General features: G+C 69.9%; 15 protein-coding genes. 8 read left to right on the top strand and 7 right to left on the bottom strand.

Translation table 11 applies throughout. The annotated features are described in order from the left end of the window. Nucleotides 1-5: 5 nt before the first annotated feature. The 4 genes from H7I57_RS12205 to H7I57_RS12190 all read right to left on the bottom strand — a co-directional run bounded on the left by H7I57_RS12205 (nucleotide 6) and on the right by H7I57_RS12190 (nucleotide 4,848). Complete coding sequence (locus tag H7I57_RS12205; protein ID WP_264023759.1) at nucleotides 6-731, bottom strand: Rv1815 family serine proteinase; 726 nt, start codon at nucleotides 729-731, stop codon at nucleotides 6-8. 143 nt (nucleotides 732-874) lie between these two features. Continuing rightward, on the bottom strand, nucleotides 875-2,281 hold the full coding sequence (locus H7I57_RS12200; RefSeq protein ID WP_264023758.1) for an NAD(P)/FAD-dependent oxidoreductase: 1,407 nt from the start codon (nucleotides 2,279-2,281) through the stop codon (nucleotides 875-877). A gap of 37 nt (nucleotides 2,282-2,318) precedes the next feature. Next, nucleotides 2,319-3,248, bottom strand: coding sequence for a sterol desaturase family protein (locus H7I57_RS12195; RefSeq protein WP_264023757.1), 930 nt, complete (start codon nucleotides 3,246-3,248; stop codon nucleotides 2,319-2,321). Nucleotides 3,249-3,276: 28 nt separating this feature from the next. Then, entirely contained in the window at nucleotides 3,277-4,848 is a 1,572-nt protein-coding gene (locus H7I57_RS12190; protein ID WP_264023756.1) for a carboxylesterase/lipase family protein, read from the bottom strand. A 223-nt stretch (nucleotides 4,849-5,071) separates the two neighbouring features. Here H7I57_RS12190 and H7I57_RS12185 point away from each other — a divergent pair, with 223 nt between their 5' ends. Further along, the gene (locus H7I57_RS12185; RefSeq protein ID WP_264023755.1) at nucleotides 5,072-5,980 is read left to right on the top strand and encodes an oxygenase MpaB family protein; all 909 of its coding nucleotides are present in this window, start codon (nucleotides 5,072-5,074) and stop codon (nucleotides 5,978-5,980) included. Further along, entirely contained in the window at nucleotides 5,977-6,621 is a 645-nt protein-coding gene (locus tag H7I57_RS12180; RefSeq protein WP_264023754.1) for a TetR/AcrR family transcriptional regulator, read from the top strand. The genes H7I57_RS12185 and H7I57_RS12180 overlap by 4 nt, the downstream gene beginning before the upstream one ends. On the opposite strand, the gene H7I57_RS12175 is transcribed toward H7I57_RS12180, so the two are convergent. Then, nucleotides 6,599-7,789, bottom strand: a complete 1,191-nt coding sequence (locus tag H7I57_RS12175) for an MFS transporter (protein WP_264023753.1) — start codon at nucleotides 7,787-7,789, stop codon at nucleotides 6,599-6,601. The genes H7I57_RS12180 and H7I57_RS12175 overlap by 23 nt on opposite strands. A 106-nt stretch (nucleotides 7,790-7,895) precedes the next feature. On the opposite strand from H7I57_RS12175, the gene malQ reads away from it, so the two are divergent. The 4 genes from malQ (at nucleotide 7,896) to H7I57_RS12155 (ending at nucleotide 12,690) form a co-directional block, all read left to right on the top strand. Beyond that, the gene (malQ, locus tag H7I57_RS12170) at nucleotides 7,896-10,073 is read left to right on the top strand and encodes a 4-alpha-glucanotransferase (protein ID WP_264023752.1); all 2,178 of its coding nucleotides are present in this window, start codon (nucleotides 7,896-7,898) and stop codon (nucleotides 10,071-10,073) included. Nucleotides 10,074-10,181: 108 nt separating this feature from the next. Beyond that, nucleotides 10,182-10,595 carry a hypothetical protein gene (locus H7I57_RS12165; protein WP_264023751.1) on the top strand — a complete coding sequence of 138 codons (414 nt, stop codon included), beginning with the start codon at nucleotides 10,182-10,184 and terminating at the stop codon, nucleotides 10,593-10,595. A gap of 89 nt (nucleotides 10,596-10,684) precedes the next feature. Further along, a complete protein-coding gene (locus H7I57_RS12160) occupies nucleotides 10,685-11,584 on the top strand; it encodes a metal-dependent hydrolase (RefSeq protein WP_264023750.1) in 900 nt (299 codons plus the stop codon). Continuing rightward, entirely contained in the window at nucleotides 11,584-12,690 is a 1,107-nt protein-coding gene (locus H7I57_RS12155) for a PDR/VanB family oxidoreductase (protein ID WP_264023749.1), read from the top strand. Before H7I57_RS12160 ends, H7I57_RS12155 begins: the two co-directional genes overlap by 1 nt. Before the next feature lie 128 nt (nucleotides 12,691-12,818). Here the strand turns inward: H7I57_RS12155 and H7I57_RS12150 are convergent, their stop codons facing one another. Continuing rightward, entirely contained in the window at nucleotides 12,819-13,292 is a 474-nt protein-coding gene (locus H7I57_RS12150) for an NUDIX hydrolase (RefSeq protein ID WP_264023747.1), read from the bottom strand. 60 nt (nucleotides 13,293-13,352) lie between these two features. Between H7I57_RS12150 and H7I57_RS12145 the strand changes: the two genes are divergently transcribed. Continuing rightward, nucleotides 13,353-14,150 (top strand): hypothetical protein, encoded by a 798-nt coding sequence (locus tag H7I57_RS12145; protein ID WP_264023746.1) that lies wholly within the window; start codon nucleotides 13,353-13,355, stop codon nucleotides 14,148-14,150. Between the two features lie 23 nt (nucleotides 14,151-14,173). Then, entirely contained in the window at nucleotides 14,174-14,941 is a 768-nt protein-coding gene (locus H7I57_RS12140; RefSeq protein ID WP_264023745.1) for an SGNH/GDSL hydrolase family protein, read from the top strand. Here H7I57_RS12140 and H7I57_RS12135 read toward each other — a convergent pair. Next, entirely contained in the window at nucleotides 14,938-15,507 is a 570-nt protein-coding gene (locus tag H7I57_RS12135) for a hypothetical protein (RefSeq protein ID WP_264023743.1), read from the bottom strand. The genes H7I57_RS12140 and H7I57_RS12135 overlap by 4 nt on opposite strands. Nucleotides 15,508-15,532: the final 25 nt, after the last annotated feature.

Genomic DNA, 15,532 nt, shown 5'->3' with positions numbered 1-15,532 from the left:
GCGGATCAAGGAGCGGTGGGTGCGGCGGGAAGGCTGGCCGAAGCCGCGGAGACGGTGTCCTGCCGGGCCTGCTGGCTGGCGACCTGCCACGACACCGCGGCGGGCAGCGTGCCCCAGGTGCTGTTGAACATGCCGATGAGCACGGTGCGCCCGTCCGGCGTCGGCGTGTACACCGGCCCGCCCGAGTCGCCCTTCTTGCTCACCACGCCGTTGGCCATCGTGAACCAGCCGTTGTTGACGGCCTCGACCGTCCCGCAGCTCTCCCCGGTCACCACGCCGAAGTGGCAGACGGGCATGCCGACGACCGGAAGCACCGCGGGATCGGTGACCAGGGCGCGGCCGCCGACGGGCAGCACGTTGTTGATCACGACCTCGGGCGTCAGATGGATCACCTCCCAGTCGGTGATCTGGTGGTTGGTGTCGACCGTGGTGCCGTCGGGGGTGTTGTCCCGGAACGAACCCTGGGTGCCGATCACGTTGCCCTGTTTGTCCGAGACCGTCCCCGACGCGCGGCAGTGGCCGGCGGTGAACGCGAGCCGCGTCTGTGGGTCGACATAGCCGAGGGTGCACAGCACCGAGTCCTGATGGATCTCCATGCCCGGGTAGACCACCACCCCCGGCTGGGCGTGAGCCGGTGCCGACGGCAACAGCAGCGCGACGACGGGAGCGACGACCGCGAGCAGCAGTCGCAGCCCTCGACGTGGCGATCGTGGTGCCGACCGATCAGACATAGCGCCCCCTCGCTTCTTTCCCGCCGGAGATACCCGCTCACGGCTTGCGTAACAGGCTCATCGCGGTTGGGAAAAGGGGCGTTACATTCGCGCATGCCCGCGCGGGCTCACGCGCGGGCTCAGGAGCCGAAGCCGACCGCAGCTCAGGAGTCGAAGCCGAGACCGAGCGCGTCGAGCCCCCGCAACAGCAGGTTGCGGCGCCCCGCGCAGTGATCGGCGCGATCCAGCGACCATCGCGTGGCCTGAATGCCGACGCTGGCCAGCGGCTCGGGCGGGAACGGCAGCGGCTTCTTGCGCACCATCTCCAACCGGGTGCGCGGTGTCCGGGCGCCGTCCAACAGGTCCAGACACACGTCGGCGGCGAACCGCGCGGCGCCCACGCCGAGGCCGGTGAACCCGTTGACGTAGGCCACCCGGCCTTCGCGGGCCAGACCCCAGTGCGCGCAGAACCGGGTGTTGGTGTCGATGGCGCCGGCCCACCGATGGGTGAATCGCACGTCGTCCAGCTGCGGAAAGGTGATGAAGAAATGCGCGGCCAGCCGGCGGTAGGTCTGTTGGCGGGCCTCGTAGGCGGAGTCGACGCGCCGACCGAAATGGTAGACGGCGTCGTACCCGCCCCAGACGATCCGGTTGTCCATCGACAGGCGGTAGTAGTGAAACTGGTTGGCGGAGTCACCGATTCCCTGCCGGCGCTGCCACCCGATGCGGTCTAGCTGGGCGTCGGTCAGCGGCTCGGTGGCCAGCACGTAGTCATACACGGGCACCGTGAAGAGGCGGTTGCGCGTCAGCAGGCTCGGAAACACGTTGGTGGCCAGCACCACCTGCCGGCAGGTGATCGCCTGCCCGTCGGTGAGCACGCGCAGCGCGGCGCCGCCGGAATCGATCCGGGTGGCGGTGGTGTGTTCGTAGATCTCGACGCCGATGTCACGGCAGGCCCGCGCCAGTTCCAGCGCCAGCTTGGCGGGGTTGACGACCGCGCACGTGTCGGGGCTGTACAGGCCCGCCAGGTAGGTGGGCGAGCGCACCTCGTCGCGGATCTGCTCCCGGTCGAGCAGCTGCCCCTGGCCCTCGGCCGCGGCCTGCTCCAGCCACTGCACCTGGTGCGGCTCGGTGGCCACCGACAGCATGCCGGTGCGCTGCCACTCGGCGTCCAGTCCGAGTTCGGCGATCTCGGCCTGCATCCCGTCGAGGTTCTCCATGCCCATCGCCTCGAGGGTGTCAATCTCGTTGGGCCAGCGGGACTTTCCGTTGTCGAATCCGTGGGTCAGGCTGGCGTCGACGAAACCGCCGTTGCGTCCCGAGGCTGCCCATCCGATGCGGTCCGCCTCGATGAGCACGATGCGCCGGTCGGGGTGGCGGCGCGCGGCGTGCAGTGCGCTCCACAGGCCTGCGTAGCCGCCGCCGATGACCAGCAGGTCGCAGGTGACCGGCCCGGACGGCGCCGGGTGGTCGGGACGCGCCGTGTCCAGCCACATCGACCCGAGGGTGCTGTCCGCCAGCGATCTGTCCACCAGCGCGGGGTCGACGTGCGCATCGAAGACCGTCTCCACACCGCGGACCCTACGGCCTGCTCGTCGTTCAGCCACGCTATCGGGGGACATAGGTCCGCGGCTGGTCCCCGGCACGGCGCGCACCCTCGGGCAGCCACCCGGGCGGCCCGAAGATGTAGCCGAGCTTGTCGTGGATTCCCCGGGCGGCGCGCACGTCGCGGCCGATCGCGGCGTACTCGCGCGTCTGCAGCGTCCAGATGTTGAACGTGTCGACCGGCTTGGTCAGCCCGTAATGCGGCCGGAACAGCTCGGGCTGGAATGTGCCGAAAAGCCGATCCCAGATGATCAGGATCCCGCCGTAGTTCTTGTCGAGGTACTCCGGATCCATGCCGTGGTGCACCCGGTGGTGTGACGGGGTGTTGAAGACGAATTCGATTGGCCGCCAGAGTGTGCCGATGCGCTCGGTGTGGATCCAGAACTGGTAGATCAGGCTGATCGAGAAACTCACGAACACCATCCACGGTGGAACCCCCAACAGCGGCAACGGAATCCACATCAGGATCTCCCCGCTGTTGTTCCACTTCTGCCGCAGCGCGGTCGCGAAGTTGAAGTACTGGCTCGAGTGGTGGGCCTGGTGGGTGGCCCAGATCAACCTCACCCGGTGCGCGGTGCGGTGGTAGGCGTAGAACAGCACGTCGACACCGACGATCGCGATGACCCACGTGTACCACTGGGTGGCGGGCAGCTGCCACGGGGCGAGGTAGGCGTAGATCGCCGCATAACCCAACAGCGCCAGGAACTTCCATGCGCCCATCGTGAAGATCGACACCAGCCCCATCGAGATGCTGGCCCAGGAGTCGCGCGTGAGGTAGGCCCCGGTGCCCGGACGGGCCGAATCGGCGGGGTCCCGCAGGTGCTCGAGCTTGCGGGCGGCCGTCCACTCGATGATCAGCAGCAGCAGGAAGAACGGGACGGCGAACAGCACCGGGTCGCGCATCTGCGGCGGCAGTATGTCGAGGAACTCCATGGCGGCACCTCCGGGGAAGTCTGGATCTCTACAGGAAGCTCAGGACGTCGTCACCCCAGGCGCGCCGCACGTCGGCGTCGAGGTCGTCGACCACCGAGTCCTGCTTGTCGATGACCATGGTGGCGCGGTCGTCGGCACCGTAGGGACGCCAGGTCGGTTCACCGGCCTGTCCGCGGGGTTCACCGTGTGCCGCGAAGCTCGTCCACCTGGTGCGCACCCGTTGGGAGACCGCCGCGCCGACCTTGCGGCCACCGAGTGCGAACATCGGGTCCTTGCGCACGGCGCCGAGATTGCCCCACACGAAGGGAAGCTCGGTGGCGTGGGCGGCGTGCAGGCGAAGCAGGCGGAGCATCGCGGTGGCGAAGTCGAAGCGGTACAGGTAGACCGGCGCGACGGCGCGGTGACCGTCGGCGAACCAGATCGAGGGCATCCGGAAACCGAGGTCGCTGGCCAATCCGAGGCCCTTGATCGTCTCGCGGCCCCGGTAGGCGCCACCGAGGCGGGTCTGGTCGGGCAGTTGCAGGCTCGGCTGCTCGGCGGCGATCTCGGCGAACATCGCCCTGATGGATTCCGGCTTGATGGGCATCAGCGGCGACTTCATCCAGCGGAAGAGTGCGGCCTCGTTCTTGTTGGTGCCGATGATCAGCGGCACCGGATGCGTCAAGCCCTTCCTGGCGAGGTTCACCGGGTAGTCCGGCACGACGTCCCCGTCGACGATCGGGGCGAACGCCAGCCGGCCCGGCGTGCGCACCGGCACCTCGTCGAACACCGTCCGCGACGCCGCCACGATGGCCGCGGTCGGTAACTCGGCCAGGCGCCCGAGATCCCGCGGTCCGATGTCGAGCACGTCAAGGAAGCGTTGTGCCACCCGGCCGGCCCGGTCGGCCTCGTACGACGACGTGACCGGCGAACTCTGGGCGATCGCCGCGCTGAACAGTCCGGCCGCCGCGGGGCTGCCGAGCAGCGTGGTGACCACGCCCCCACCGGCCGACTCGCCGAACAGGGTGACCTTGTCGGGGTCCCCGCCGAACGCCGCGATGTTGTCGCGCACCCACCCGAGTGCGGCCAACACGTCGCGCAGCCCGAGGTTGGTCGCGAACCGCTCGGGGTCGGCGCCCAGTGTCGACAGTTCGAGGAACCCGAAGGCGCCGAGTCGGTAGTTGACGGTCACGACCACGACGTCGCCGTCGGCGGCCAGCCTGCGCCCGTGGTAGAGCGGCTGGCTGGCTGAACCGAGGATGTATGCACCGCCGTGAACCCACACCATCACCGGTTTGCCGTCGCCGGGCTTCGTGTCCGGCGGCGCCCACACGTTGAGTGACAAAAAGTCCTCGCCCTGTGGTGCGCCGAGGTCGATCGGGATCCTCGGATCCGTCGGCTGAGGGCATACCGGCCCGACCCGTCCCGCGTCGGCGGGCTCCGACCAGGCGGCAGGCGGCTGGGGTGCCCGCCAGCGCAGCTCGCCGACCGGGGCGGCGGCGTAGCGGATCGCCTTCCACGCCTTGACGGTGCCGTCGTCCACGCCTCGGACCGGGCCGTAGGTGGTGTCCACCACGGGCCGCTCGCCTGCGGTGTCGCGGGTACTGGCCTCGGCCGTCATGCCGAACTCCTTCGGTCGGTTCTGGTACGTGACCGCTATTGGTACGCAACTGTACCAGCCGGCGGGCGGGCGTTGCCGGGCAATCGCTCCCCGACCTGCAGATTTCAGCGTAGGCCGCCGAGTCCGCCCGAATTGCCGAAAGCCGTCGCGACCTGGCCAGGTCCGACCCGCGATGGTATAGATAGGGGTCTGACTGTCACATCTATACCACCGGAGGGACACGATGGAACCACTGCGCCACCGCATCGTCGCCGACTTCGAACGCCAGGTCGGCAGGCACGACGACCCCGCGGTCTACGGCGGCCCGCCGGGTGACCCGGGCCTGATCGGGCCCGACAGCGTGTCCTGGGAGGTGCACGCGGACCTGGCGGCCGTGACGCAGGCGGGCCTGGCGGCGATCGTGCTCGAGGTGCTGCACCCCTCGGTGGTGGCCGGAGTCGAGGACCTATCGGACTACCGTCAGGACCCTTTCCAACGGGCGCGCGCCACCCTCGGCTACGTGCTGGCGACCACCTTCGGAAACACCACTGCGGCAACGGCTCTCATCGATCATGTCCGCCACATGCATTCGTTCGTCAACGGCACCCGGCCGGACGGGGTCCCCTACCGCGCGCTGGATCCGGAGCTGATCGCTTGGGTGCACACCTGCATTCCGTGGATGATCATGCGGACGTTCGAGGCCACCAACAGGGCGCTGACGCCCGACGAACGCGACCGTTACCTCGCCGAGCAGGCGGTGATCGGCCGGATGGGTGGCGGCGAGGGGGTGCCCGCCAGCGTCGCCGAGCTCGACGACTTCGTCACCCGGATGCGCCCGGTGCTGAGCGTGACCGCCCAGACCCGGGCCTTCCTCGACTTCCTGGTCTGCTCGCCGTTCCTGTCCGATCTACCGGGGGTGATCCAGCGCCCGGTTGGCCGGTTCGCGGTGCACGCCGGCATGATCCGGGCCCCGCGGTGGGCTCGGGAACTGTCCGGCTACGACCGTCCGGCTGCGCTCACCCGCAGGCTCTACGCGCCGGCGCTGGCGCTCGACGCGCGGCTGCACCGGTGGGCGTTCGGCACCCCCCGCTACGTCCAGCTCGCCCGCGCCAGGGCGGCGGGCGCTCCGGTGGCCGAGGCACTCACCCGGTGATCGACCCCGAGCTCGTCGTCATCGTCGGCGGTGCGGCCAGGCTCTTCCGGGATGACGGGATGGACGACTCCGCCGACCGGACCAGCCAGCGGCTGCTGGATGCGGCGCTGAAGGAGGCGGCATCGGTGGGCCTGCACCGCCTCACCGTCGAGGAGGTGGTGCGCAAGGCCGGTGTCTCCCGGATGACCGCCTACCGGCGCTATCCGCGCCGCGACGATCTGGTCGCGGCGCTGATCCGCCGGGAGACGCAGCGGTTTCTGGCCGCGGTCGCCGATGCCGTCGAGGGCACCGCCGACCCTGACCGTGCCGGCGAAGGGGTCGCGAACGCCTTCATCGCGGCGGTCACGTTCGCCCGGGGTCATCCGATCCTGCGGCGCGCCCCGCACACCGACCCGGCGCCGCCCGCGGAATCCGCCGATCTGATCGACATGGGGTCGGCGTTCATCGCCAACTACATCCACGGCGATGCGCCCGGCCCGCCGTCACAACCCGTGCGCTGGGTTGCGGATGTCTTCGCGCGCCTGTTCTTCACCTATCTGTCGATGCCGCCGTCGGATCCCGACTTCGGCGACGACCGGGAACTGCGCCGCTTCGCGCATGCGGTGCTGACGCCGATGGTCAGGAACGCGCTCGCCCACTGAGCACGCCGGCGAGCAGGATCAGCGTGACACCGGCGGCCGGGACGGTGAGCAGTCCCATCCGCAGGCTCGTCGCGTCGGCGATCACGCCGACGACCAGTGGGGCGCCGAGGAATCCGACCCGCATCAGCCAGGTCAACATCGTCAGCCCGGTGCCCGCGCGAAGGCCCGGCAGTTCGTCGGCGGCGCGCATCGCGGCGGGGATCACGGTCGCCACCCCCAGGCCGGCGGCCGCGAACCCGGCGATGGTTCCCGGCACCGACGGCAGCGCCAGCGCAAGGCCCATGCCCGCCGCCGTGATCAGCCCGCCCGCCCGCGCGACAGCGCGTTCCCCGAAACGGTCGACGAGCCTGTCGCCGACCATGCGCCCGAGGAACATGCAGCCGACCAACGCGACGTATCCGAGCGGAGCCACCGCTCCCGGTGCGCCGAGGCTGTCACGCAGATACAGCGCGGCCCATGAGCTTCCGGCGTCCTCGACGGTGGCGCCCGCGACCGCGATACCCACCAGGGCGAGCAGCCACAGGTACACCACCGCGCTGACGTCTCGCCCGCCGTTGTTCCGCGCCGACGGGTGGTCGTCGTGGTCGGGGCCGTGCAGCAGGTACGGGTAGGCGACGGCGACCACTGCGCAGAACACCACACCCCCGACCCCCAGGTGCACGGGGCGCGGGACGTGCAGCGCGATGGCGGCGGCCCCCATCAGGCCGCCGAGGATGGCGCCGACGGCCCACACGGCATGCAGCGAGTTGATGATCGATCGCCCGTAGTTGCGTTGCAGCCGTAAGCCGTTGACGTTCTGCGCCACATCGGTGATGGCATCGCTGGCGCCCGCGACGAACAGTGCGGCGGCGAAGACCAGCGGCGACGGCGCCACACTGGCCACCAGGATGAACGCGGCGAGGAACACGGTGGTGACCAGCGCGACGCGTGCGGACTGAAACCTTCGGATCAGCGCAGCCGCGGTCAGCCCGGCCATCAGGGCACCGGCGGAGAAGGCCGCGACCGCACCGCCGTAGGCCGCGTTGGACATCGCCAGATCGGACTTGATCTCCGGGAACCGGGGCAGCATGTTGGCGAAGAGCGCGCCGTTGGTCAGGAACAGCGCCGCGACCGCGATCCGCGCCCGCCGGTCGCGCGTCACGGCGCCGTCGATCGGTTCGGGCGGCATGAATTGCGACCCTACCGAAATGTGTGACGGGGTCACCGACCGTGCGAGGCCGCCGGCGGGCACCTTCGACGTTTGCGAATCCCGCTGACGGGGCAAGATTGGCGCCATGTCCGATGACACTGATCCGCCCGCCTCGCTGATCGAGCTCGCGCACCGGTACGGGGTGGCCACCGGGTACGCGGACTGGACCGGCAGGGCGGTGACGGTAGGCGCCGCGACGCTGATCGCCGTTCTGGACGCTCTCGGCGTTTCCGCCGCCACCGAGGAGCACCGCGTCGCGGCGATCGAGGCACACGACCGGGGCCACTGGGCCCGGCCGTTGCCTCCGGTGATCGTCGGCCGCAGCGGCTCCGCGACCCCGTTCTGGGTGCACGTCACCCACGGTGACCCGGCGAGGCTGTGGCTGCGGCTCGAGGACGGCAGTGTGCGCACCGGCCTGCGGCAGCTCGAGAACAACAGGGACCCTTTCGATCTCGACGGCAGGTTGATCGGTGAGGCCAGCTTCGAGCTGCCCGCCGATCTGCCGGTCGGCTACCACCGGCTGCACCTGCAGGTCGGTTCCTCCGACATCGGCACCACCGTGATCGTGTCGCCGGCCACGCTGGAGCCGCCGTCGCGGCCCGGCTCGCGCCGCACCTGGGGCCTGGCCACCCAGCTCTACAGCGTGCGATCCCGGAAGTCCTGGGGCATCGGGGATTTGACCGACCTCACCGACCTGGCGGTCTGGTCGGCGGCCTGTCACGGCGCCGGGTTCGTGCTGGTGAACCCCCTGCACGCGGCGGCGCCGACCGCGCCGATGGAGCCGTCGCCGTATCTGCCGACCTCCCGCCGTTTCGTCAACCCGATGTACCTGAGGGTGGAGGCCGTCCCCGAGTTCGCCGAGTTGCGGCACCGCGGCCGTATCCGGAAGGCGAAGCAGCACCTGCAGTCGCGGGCCGATCGCGCGGATCAGATCGACCGCGACGCCGTATGGAAGGTCAAGCGGCAGGCATTGGCGAGCATCTACCCGATCGGGCTGTCCGCGGGCCGCGAGATCGCCTACGCGGCGTTCCGGGCGCGGCAGGGTCGCAGCCTCGACGACTTCGCCACCTGGTGCGCGCTGGCCGAGAGTCACGGCGGTGACTGGCACCGGTGGCCGGAGGAGCTGCGGCACCCGCAGTCCGGGGCCGTCGCCGCCTTCGTGGAGGCCCACCCCGCCGAGGTGGACTTCCATCGCTGGCTTCAGTGGCTGGTCGACGAGCAACTCACCGCCGCGCAGGCCGCCGCCGTGCAGGCCGGGATGGAGCTGGGCATCATGCACGACCTCGCGGTCGGGGTGGATCCCGACGGCGCCGACGCCTGGGCACTGCAGGACGTTCTGGCCCTGGGGGTCACCGCAGGCGCGCCGCCGGACGAGTTCAACCAGCTCGGGCAGGACTGGTCGCAGCCGCCCTGGCGGCCCGACCGCCTCGCCGAGGAGGCCTACGAGCCGTTCCGCGCGCTCGTCGCCGCCGTGCTGCGGCACGCGGGCGGCGTCCGGATCGACCACATCATCGGGTTGTTCCGGCTCTGGTGGATACCGAAGGGCGCGCGCCCGACCGAAGGCACGTATGTGCGTTACGACCACGACGCGATGATCGGCGTCGTGGCGTTGGAGGCGCAGCGCGCCGGGGCGGTCGTCGTGGGTGAGGACCTGGGGACGGTCGAGCCGTGGGTGCGCGACTACCTGCGCGACCGCGGCCTGTTCGGCACCTCGATCCTGTGGTTCGAACTGGACCGCGACGGCCCGAATGCCACTGGCGGGCCGCTGCCCGCCGAGCAGTGGCGGGAGTACTGCCTTTCGGCGGTCACGACCCACGATCTGCCCCCGACGGCCGGATACCTGGCCGGCGAGCATGTCCGGCTGCGCGACGAACTCGGCCTGCTGACCCGGCCCGCCGAGGAGGAACTGGCCAGTGACCGCGCCCAGCAGCGGGCCTGGCTGGCCGAACTGCGCAGGGTGGGACTGCTCGGCGGTGACGGTCACGACGCTGACGGCGCCGGTGTGGACGTCGACGAGGTGGTGCTGGCGCTGCACCGCTACCTCGGACGGACGCCGTCACGGCTGTTGTCGCTGTCGCTGGCCGACGCCGTCGGCGAGGTGCGCACCCAGAACCAGCCGGGCACCACCGACGAATATCCGAACTGGCGCGTCCCGCTCGGTGATCCCGGGGGACGGCAGGTGCTGCTCGAGGATGTGTTCACCGATCCGCGCGCCATCGCGCTGTGCGAGGCGATGCGGGCGGCGGTCAAGCCGCCGGTGTGAGCCGGGATGCCACGGCGGCATCGGTGCATGTAACGCTGCGCGTGTCTGCAGCGGTGTCACATCTGCGATATGTTCGCACCGCACCGCCGAGTCGAGGAGATTGTTGCCGTGAGAAAGCTCGTTGTACTCAGCGGCGGTCTCGTCGCCGCCGGAACCGCCGCCCTGATCGGCGCAGGCGTGGCGATTTCCCAGCCTGCGCAGGAATCGCCCTACAACGTCACCGGTGAGCAGTACGGCCGGGCGTTGGCCATCCTCAAGAGCCAGGGCGTCAAGGCGTATTTCGGTGGGTCCACCGGCAGCGTTCTGCCCCAGTCGGCATGCCTGGTCGACCAGCAGAAGGTCACCAGCGGCGGGCGCATGCTGTTGACGCTGGACTGCACCCAGGCGGCAGCCGACGTCATCAAGTCCATGGGCCCCCGCGGTGGCCCGACCGTCGGCGCCAACGGCGTCACGACCGTGACCCCGACCCCGTTGGTGCCGATCGCCGGCGCGCCGGGAGCGGGAACGCCGCCGCCCGCCTGACGCGCGCAGCTATCCGGGACCCGCGTTCCCACCTACTCGGCCCTGTCGTTCTAGACTCGCGGGTGTTCCCGACGAGCAGGAGCCCGCAGATGTTGCGACCGCGCCGATTCACCGACGAGATCGACCCAGGTCCGGTACAGATCCAGGCCCGCAAGGTGCATTTCGACGTGGCGGACAGCCCGTTGCACTGGATCCCGGGTCATCCGGTGGCCTCACACGTGGTCAGCCTGCTCAACATCGTGTTGCCTGCGGGGGAACGCTGGTTCGTGGAGACGTTCAACGAAGCGCTGCCCCTGGTGAAGGACGCCAAGCTGGCCGACGACATCCGCGGCTTCATCGGCCAGGAAGCCACCCACGCCGACGTGCACGACAAGGTGCTGCACGAGTTCATGATCGAGCACGGCGTCGACCCGGCACCGATCCTCAGCCAGGTCGAGCATGTCTTCACCGCGGTGCTCGGCCCACTGGACACCGCCGACCCGGTTCGGCGCATGAACCACCTCTGCGAGCGCCTGTGGCTGATCGCCGCGATCGAGCATTACACCGCGGTCATGGGCGATTTCGCGCTCAACTGCTCGTGGGACGACCACGGCGCCGACCCGACGCTGGTCGATCTGTTCCGCTGGCACGGCAGCGAGGAGGTCGAACACCGCAGCGTCGCCCATGACGTCGCCGTCTACTTCAACGACAGCTATCTCAGCCGCATCCGTGCCATGTCCGTGGCGGCGGCCATGCTTTTCGTGTTCTTCCAGCGTGCCGCGTGGTACCTGGTCAGGACCGATCCCGACGTCACCGCCGGCTGGTGGAGGTTCAACCGGCTGCGGATGCGCGACTCCAAGCTCGGTCTGCTGCCCCGCTACCGCACGTTGTTCGGTTCGAGCACGCTGGCCTACTTCCGGCCGGGCTTCACTCCCGAGCAGTTCGGTTCGACCGCTCAGGCCGTCGCCTACCTCGCCGCCTCCCCCGCGGCCCGCGCCGCACACCTGTGATGCGGCTTTTCGACCACTACCGGCAAACACCGCCCAGCGCTTCTGGGCGCACCAGGCACGATCTGACGCTGAGCCTGGCGGGCGCGGCGATCTCGGGCATGCTGGCCACCTCGGTGGCGGTGCGGCGGGTCCGGCCGCCGCGCGGCGGGGCCGACACCCTCGCACTGGTCGTCGAACGACGCCGCGTGGTGGCCCGCGATCAGGACGTGATCGAGTTGACGTTGGTGTCGCCGGGCGGTGGCCCGCTGCCGCGGTGGTATCCGGGCGCGCACCTCGACGTGCACCTGCCCAGCGGACTGGTGAGGCAATACTCCCTCTGCGGGGACCCGGCGTCGACGGGGCACTACCGCATCGCGGTGCGCCGCATTCCCGGCGGCGGCGGCGGGTCCGTCGAGATCCACGACGCGCTGGCCGAAGGCGCGACCGTCCACACCCACGGCCCACGCAACGCGTTTCCCCTCACGGTGCCCGGATATGGATCCCCGGCGCGACGGTTGCGGTTCATCGCCGGCGGCATCGGGATCACGCCGATCCTCCCGATGCTGGATCTGGCCCGGGACCGGGGCGTCGACTGGTCGATGATCTACACCGGACGCACTCGCGACAGCCTCCCGTTCGTCGAGGAGGTGGAGGCGTTCGGCGCAGCGGTCGAGGTTCGCACCGACGACCGCTTCGGTCTGCCCTCGGCGGACGAGCTGCTCGGCGACTGCCCCGACGGCACGGCGGTGTACGCGTGCGGTCCCGCTCCGATGCTGACCTCGATCCGCGCGGCGCTGGCCGACCGTGACGATGTCGAACTGCACTTCGAACGTTTCGCGGCAGCGCCGGTCGTGGACGGCCGGCCGTTCCGTGCCACGGTGGCCTCCAGCGGCGAGACGGTCGGCGTTTCCGCCGAGGAGACGCTGCTCGGCGCGCTGCAGCGCGCCGGGGTGCACGCACCGTACTCCTGTCAGCAGGGGTTCTGCGGGACCTGCCGCACCAAGGTGCTCGCCGGCGAGGTCGACCATCGCGACACGCTGCTGACCGAACCCGAACGCGCCGCAGGAATGATGCTGACCTGCGTGTCCCGGGCTGCCGGGGAATCCGGACTGACCCTGGATCTCTAGCGGCACGGGCGAGGTGTACCTGGCCCTGTGTCAGAGCGCATCCTCTACGTTCCGCGGTGTCCGAGCGCTCCTCTACGTTCCGCGGTATCCGAGTGCTCCTCTACGTTCCGCGGTATCCGAGTGCTCCTCTACGTTCCGCGGTGTCCGAGCGCGTCCTCGAGCTGGTCGAGCAGTGGGCGCTGACCCTTCAACAGCTTCGACCGGGCGGTCGTCACGTCGAACCACGCCACCCGGTCGATCTCCGGGTACTCCCTGAGAGTGCCTGAGCCCTTTGGCCATTCCAACGTGAAGGTGTTGCTGAACGTGCCCTCCAGATCGAGGTCGCCACGCACGGCGAAGGCGGTGACGACCTTGCCGCCGGGTTGGCGCACCGGCGTGAGGTCGATCCGGTGCCCGGTGGGCGGTGGTTTCCCGATCTCTTCGGTGAACTCACGCCGGGCGACGGTCCACGGATCCTCCCCTTCGGCGTACTCGCCCTTGGGAATCGACCATGCTCCGTCGTCCCTGCGTGCCCAGAACGGACCTCCGGGGTGCCCGATCAGCACCTCGAGGGTCCCGTCGGTCACCCGGTACAGCAGCAGAGCGGCGCTGAGCTTGGGCACGGGTGGACGATAACCCGGCGATCCGGACGCGTGGGGTGGCCGTGGGAGGATGAGGTCATCATGACCCGCCGGTTCGATCCCCTCCGGTCGCTGGACACTCTCACGTCACTGTGGTCGGCCACCGCCATGGTGCCGGTGAACAGCGGTGCCGCGGCCGCCTACCGCACGCTCTTCATGACGATGCGCAGGCTGGTCGTCGGGCGGCGGTTCACCGTGCGCCTCGACGACGGTGACCTGACGATGACCGTCACGGCGTTCGACTCTCGCCTGGACGTGCGGGGGCTCTCGGTCGGCCAGCTCAGCGACGTCACCCTGGCGGTCAACGACATCAATTGGCGGACAAGCTCTTTCGAGAGAGCCACCGTGGTGCTGCACAACGTGCAGGTAAAGCCGAGCGCTCCCCCTGTGCTGGTGGCCGCACCGGTGGAGCTGACCCTCGAGGTGCCCGCCGCCGCCCTTGACGACCTCTTCACCTGGGTGGCCCCCCGGTTGCGTGGTGAGATCGGGCCCGACGGGGTGGCGCGACTGCGGATGGCCCGGCGGCCGCGGATCGGTCACGCTGACGTGGAGGCCACGCTGGACGGTTCGACGCTGTGGTTGCGGCCCCGCGGGGTGACGATCGGCGGTTCGCGCTGGCGATTGCCCGCGCGGACTCCGGCCTATCCGGTGCGCCTGCCCGAGTTCACCCACGGGCTGGCGCTGACCGGCATCACCTTCGCCCCAGGTGTGGTGCGGCTGACGGGGACCCTGCCGCAGTGGCGCACCGAGCTGCCACGGAAACGCTTGGAGGACATCGTCACCCAACTCGGCGTCGCAGGCGTCGCGCTCAATCTGACCAGGCTGGGCCTGCTGCGGTGACGCGGTGTCCTAGAGTCCCCTCTGTGCTCGGCTACACCCGATATGTCGCGTTGGGCGACAGTCAGACCGAGGGACTGTGGGACGGCGACGACGCGGCCGGGCTGACCGGTTTCGCCGACCGGCTGGCCGCGCTGGTGGACACCCACCATCCGGGACTGCGGTACGCGAACCTGGCGGTGCGGGGCAAACAGATCCGCGATGTGCTCTCCGAGCAACTACCGCTGGCGGTCGCGATGCGGGCGGACCTGATCACGGTGTGCATCGGGATGAACGACGTGACGCGGCCCGGCCCCGGCTTCGACGACGCGCTGACCCAACTCGACGAACTCTACGAGCACCTGGCCGGGACGGGCGCGACGGTGGTGACGACGACGTTTCCCGACCTGACCAGGATCCTGCCCATCGGGCGGGTCCTGGCCACGCGCGTGGTGCGGATCAACGACCAGATCCGCGGCGCCGCGCACCGGCACGGCTTCCGCCTCGTCGACCTCTATCACGCACCGTCGATGACCCAGCCCGACACCTGGAGTCCCGACAGGGTGCACGGTTCGGCCAGGGGCCACATGCTGTTCGCCGCCGCCGCCGAGGCGCTCGGGCTGCCCGGCAGCAGTCACGACTGGGCGCGACCCGATCCCGCCGCGGCGCCACCCTCGTTGCGGTCACGCACCTACTCGCAGGTGCTGTGGACGCGGAACATGCTGATGCCGTGGCTGTGGCGACACCTGCGCGGCCGGTCGAGCGGTGAGGGCCGGGCTCCGCGGCGACCGGCGCTGCAGCAGTTGACGGACTAGGTGCCCCAGGATTCGGCGACCTGTTCGGCGACGTCGATGATCTTGGCCTGCACCGACTCCGGGCTGTCGATCTCACCTGCGACGTGTGCGGCGATGAAGCGTCTGATCTCGGCGTCCACCCCGCCGACGATGCGCACCACCTCGGCACGCAACGACTTGGACGTCACGTGGATGGCGATGTCGGAGGGCCGCGGCTTCTCGACGTCGAGGATCAGCAGCAGCGGTTCTGCGGCTTTCGCGGTGGCGCGCAACGAGATCTCGCCGAACACCATGAACTTCGGCTTGTCGATCCGCAGGTCGACGACCATGTCGATCTCCAGCGGAATGCGGATGGCGAAGGTGATCGCATCGCCGACGTGGCGGCGGACCCGGGGTTCCAGGATCTGCACCTTTGCCGTCACCTTGGCGATCTTGCCCGGCCCCTGGGCGATGGGCCCGATCTCGAACGCGTCTCCGGCAATCGCGGCGATCGCGCCGCCCACGCGGTCTTCGGTCACGGCGATCTCGAAGAACCGGCGGCCGAACTCCTCGTAGGTGACGTAATCGGTGGGTAAGCCGTCTGTCATGGTGTTGCTACGTTCTCACGTCCGC

The sequence above is a fragment of the Mycolicibacterium pyrenivorans genome, assembly GCF_025821625.1.
GTDB lineage: Bacteria > Actinomycetota > Actinomycetes > Mycobacteriales > Mycobacteriaceae > Mycobacterium > Mycobacterium pyrenivorans.
The sequence above is the reverse complement of the archived record's forward strand: the minus strand, read 5'-3'. Positions and strand labels throughout refer to the sequence as shown.

Bases quoted from the DNA above. Each gene is read 5' to 3' on its own strand.
- H7I57_RS12145 (WP_264023746.1), top strand. From the start codon at position 13,353: ATGACCCGCCGGTTCGATCCCCTCCGGTCGCTGGACACTCTCACGTCA.
- H7I57_RS12185 (WP_264023755.1), top strand. From the start codon at position 5,072: ATGGAACCACTGCGCCACCGCATCGTCGCCGACTTCGAACGCCAGGTC.
- H7I57_RS12190 (WP_264023756.1), bottom strand. From the start codon at position 4,848: ATGACGGCCGAGGCCAGTACCCGCGACACCGCAGGCGAGCGGCCCGTG.
- H7I57_RS12195 (WP_264023757.1), bottom strand. From the start codon at position 3,248: ATGGAGTTCCTCGACATACTGCCGCCGCAGATGCGCGACCCGGTGCTG.
- H7I57_RS12135 (WP_264023743.1), bottom strand. From the start codon at position 15,507: ATGACAGACGGCTTACCCACCGATTACGTCACCTACGAGGAGTTCGGC.
- H7I57_RS12155 (WP_264023749.1), top strand. From the start codon at position 11,584: ATGCGGCTTTTCGACCACTACCGGCAAACACCGCCCAGCGCTTCTGGG.
- malQ (WP_264023752.1), top strand. From the start codon at position 7,896: ATGTCCGATGACACTGATCCGCCCGCCTCGCTGATCGAGCTCGCGCAC.
- H7I57_RS12160 (WP_264023750.1), top strand. From the start codon at position 10,685: ATGTTGCGACCGCGCCGATTCACCGACGAGATCGACCCAGGTCCGGTA.
- H7I57_RS12205 (WP_264023759.1), bottom strand. From the start codon at position 731: ATGTCTGATCGGTCGGCACCACGATCGCCACGTCGAGGGCTGCGACTG.
- H7I57_RS12175 (WP_264023753.1), bottom strand. From the start codon at position 7,789: ATGCCGCCCGAACCGATCGACGGCGCCGTGACGCGCGACCGGCGGGCG.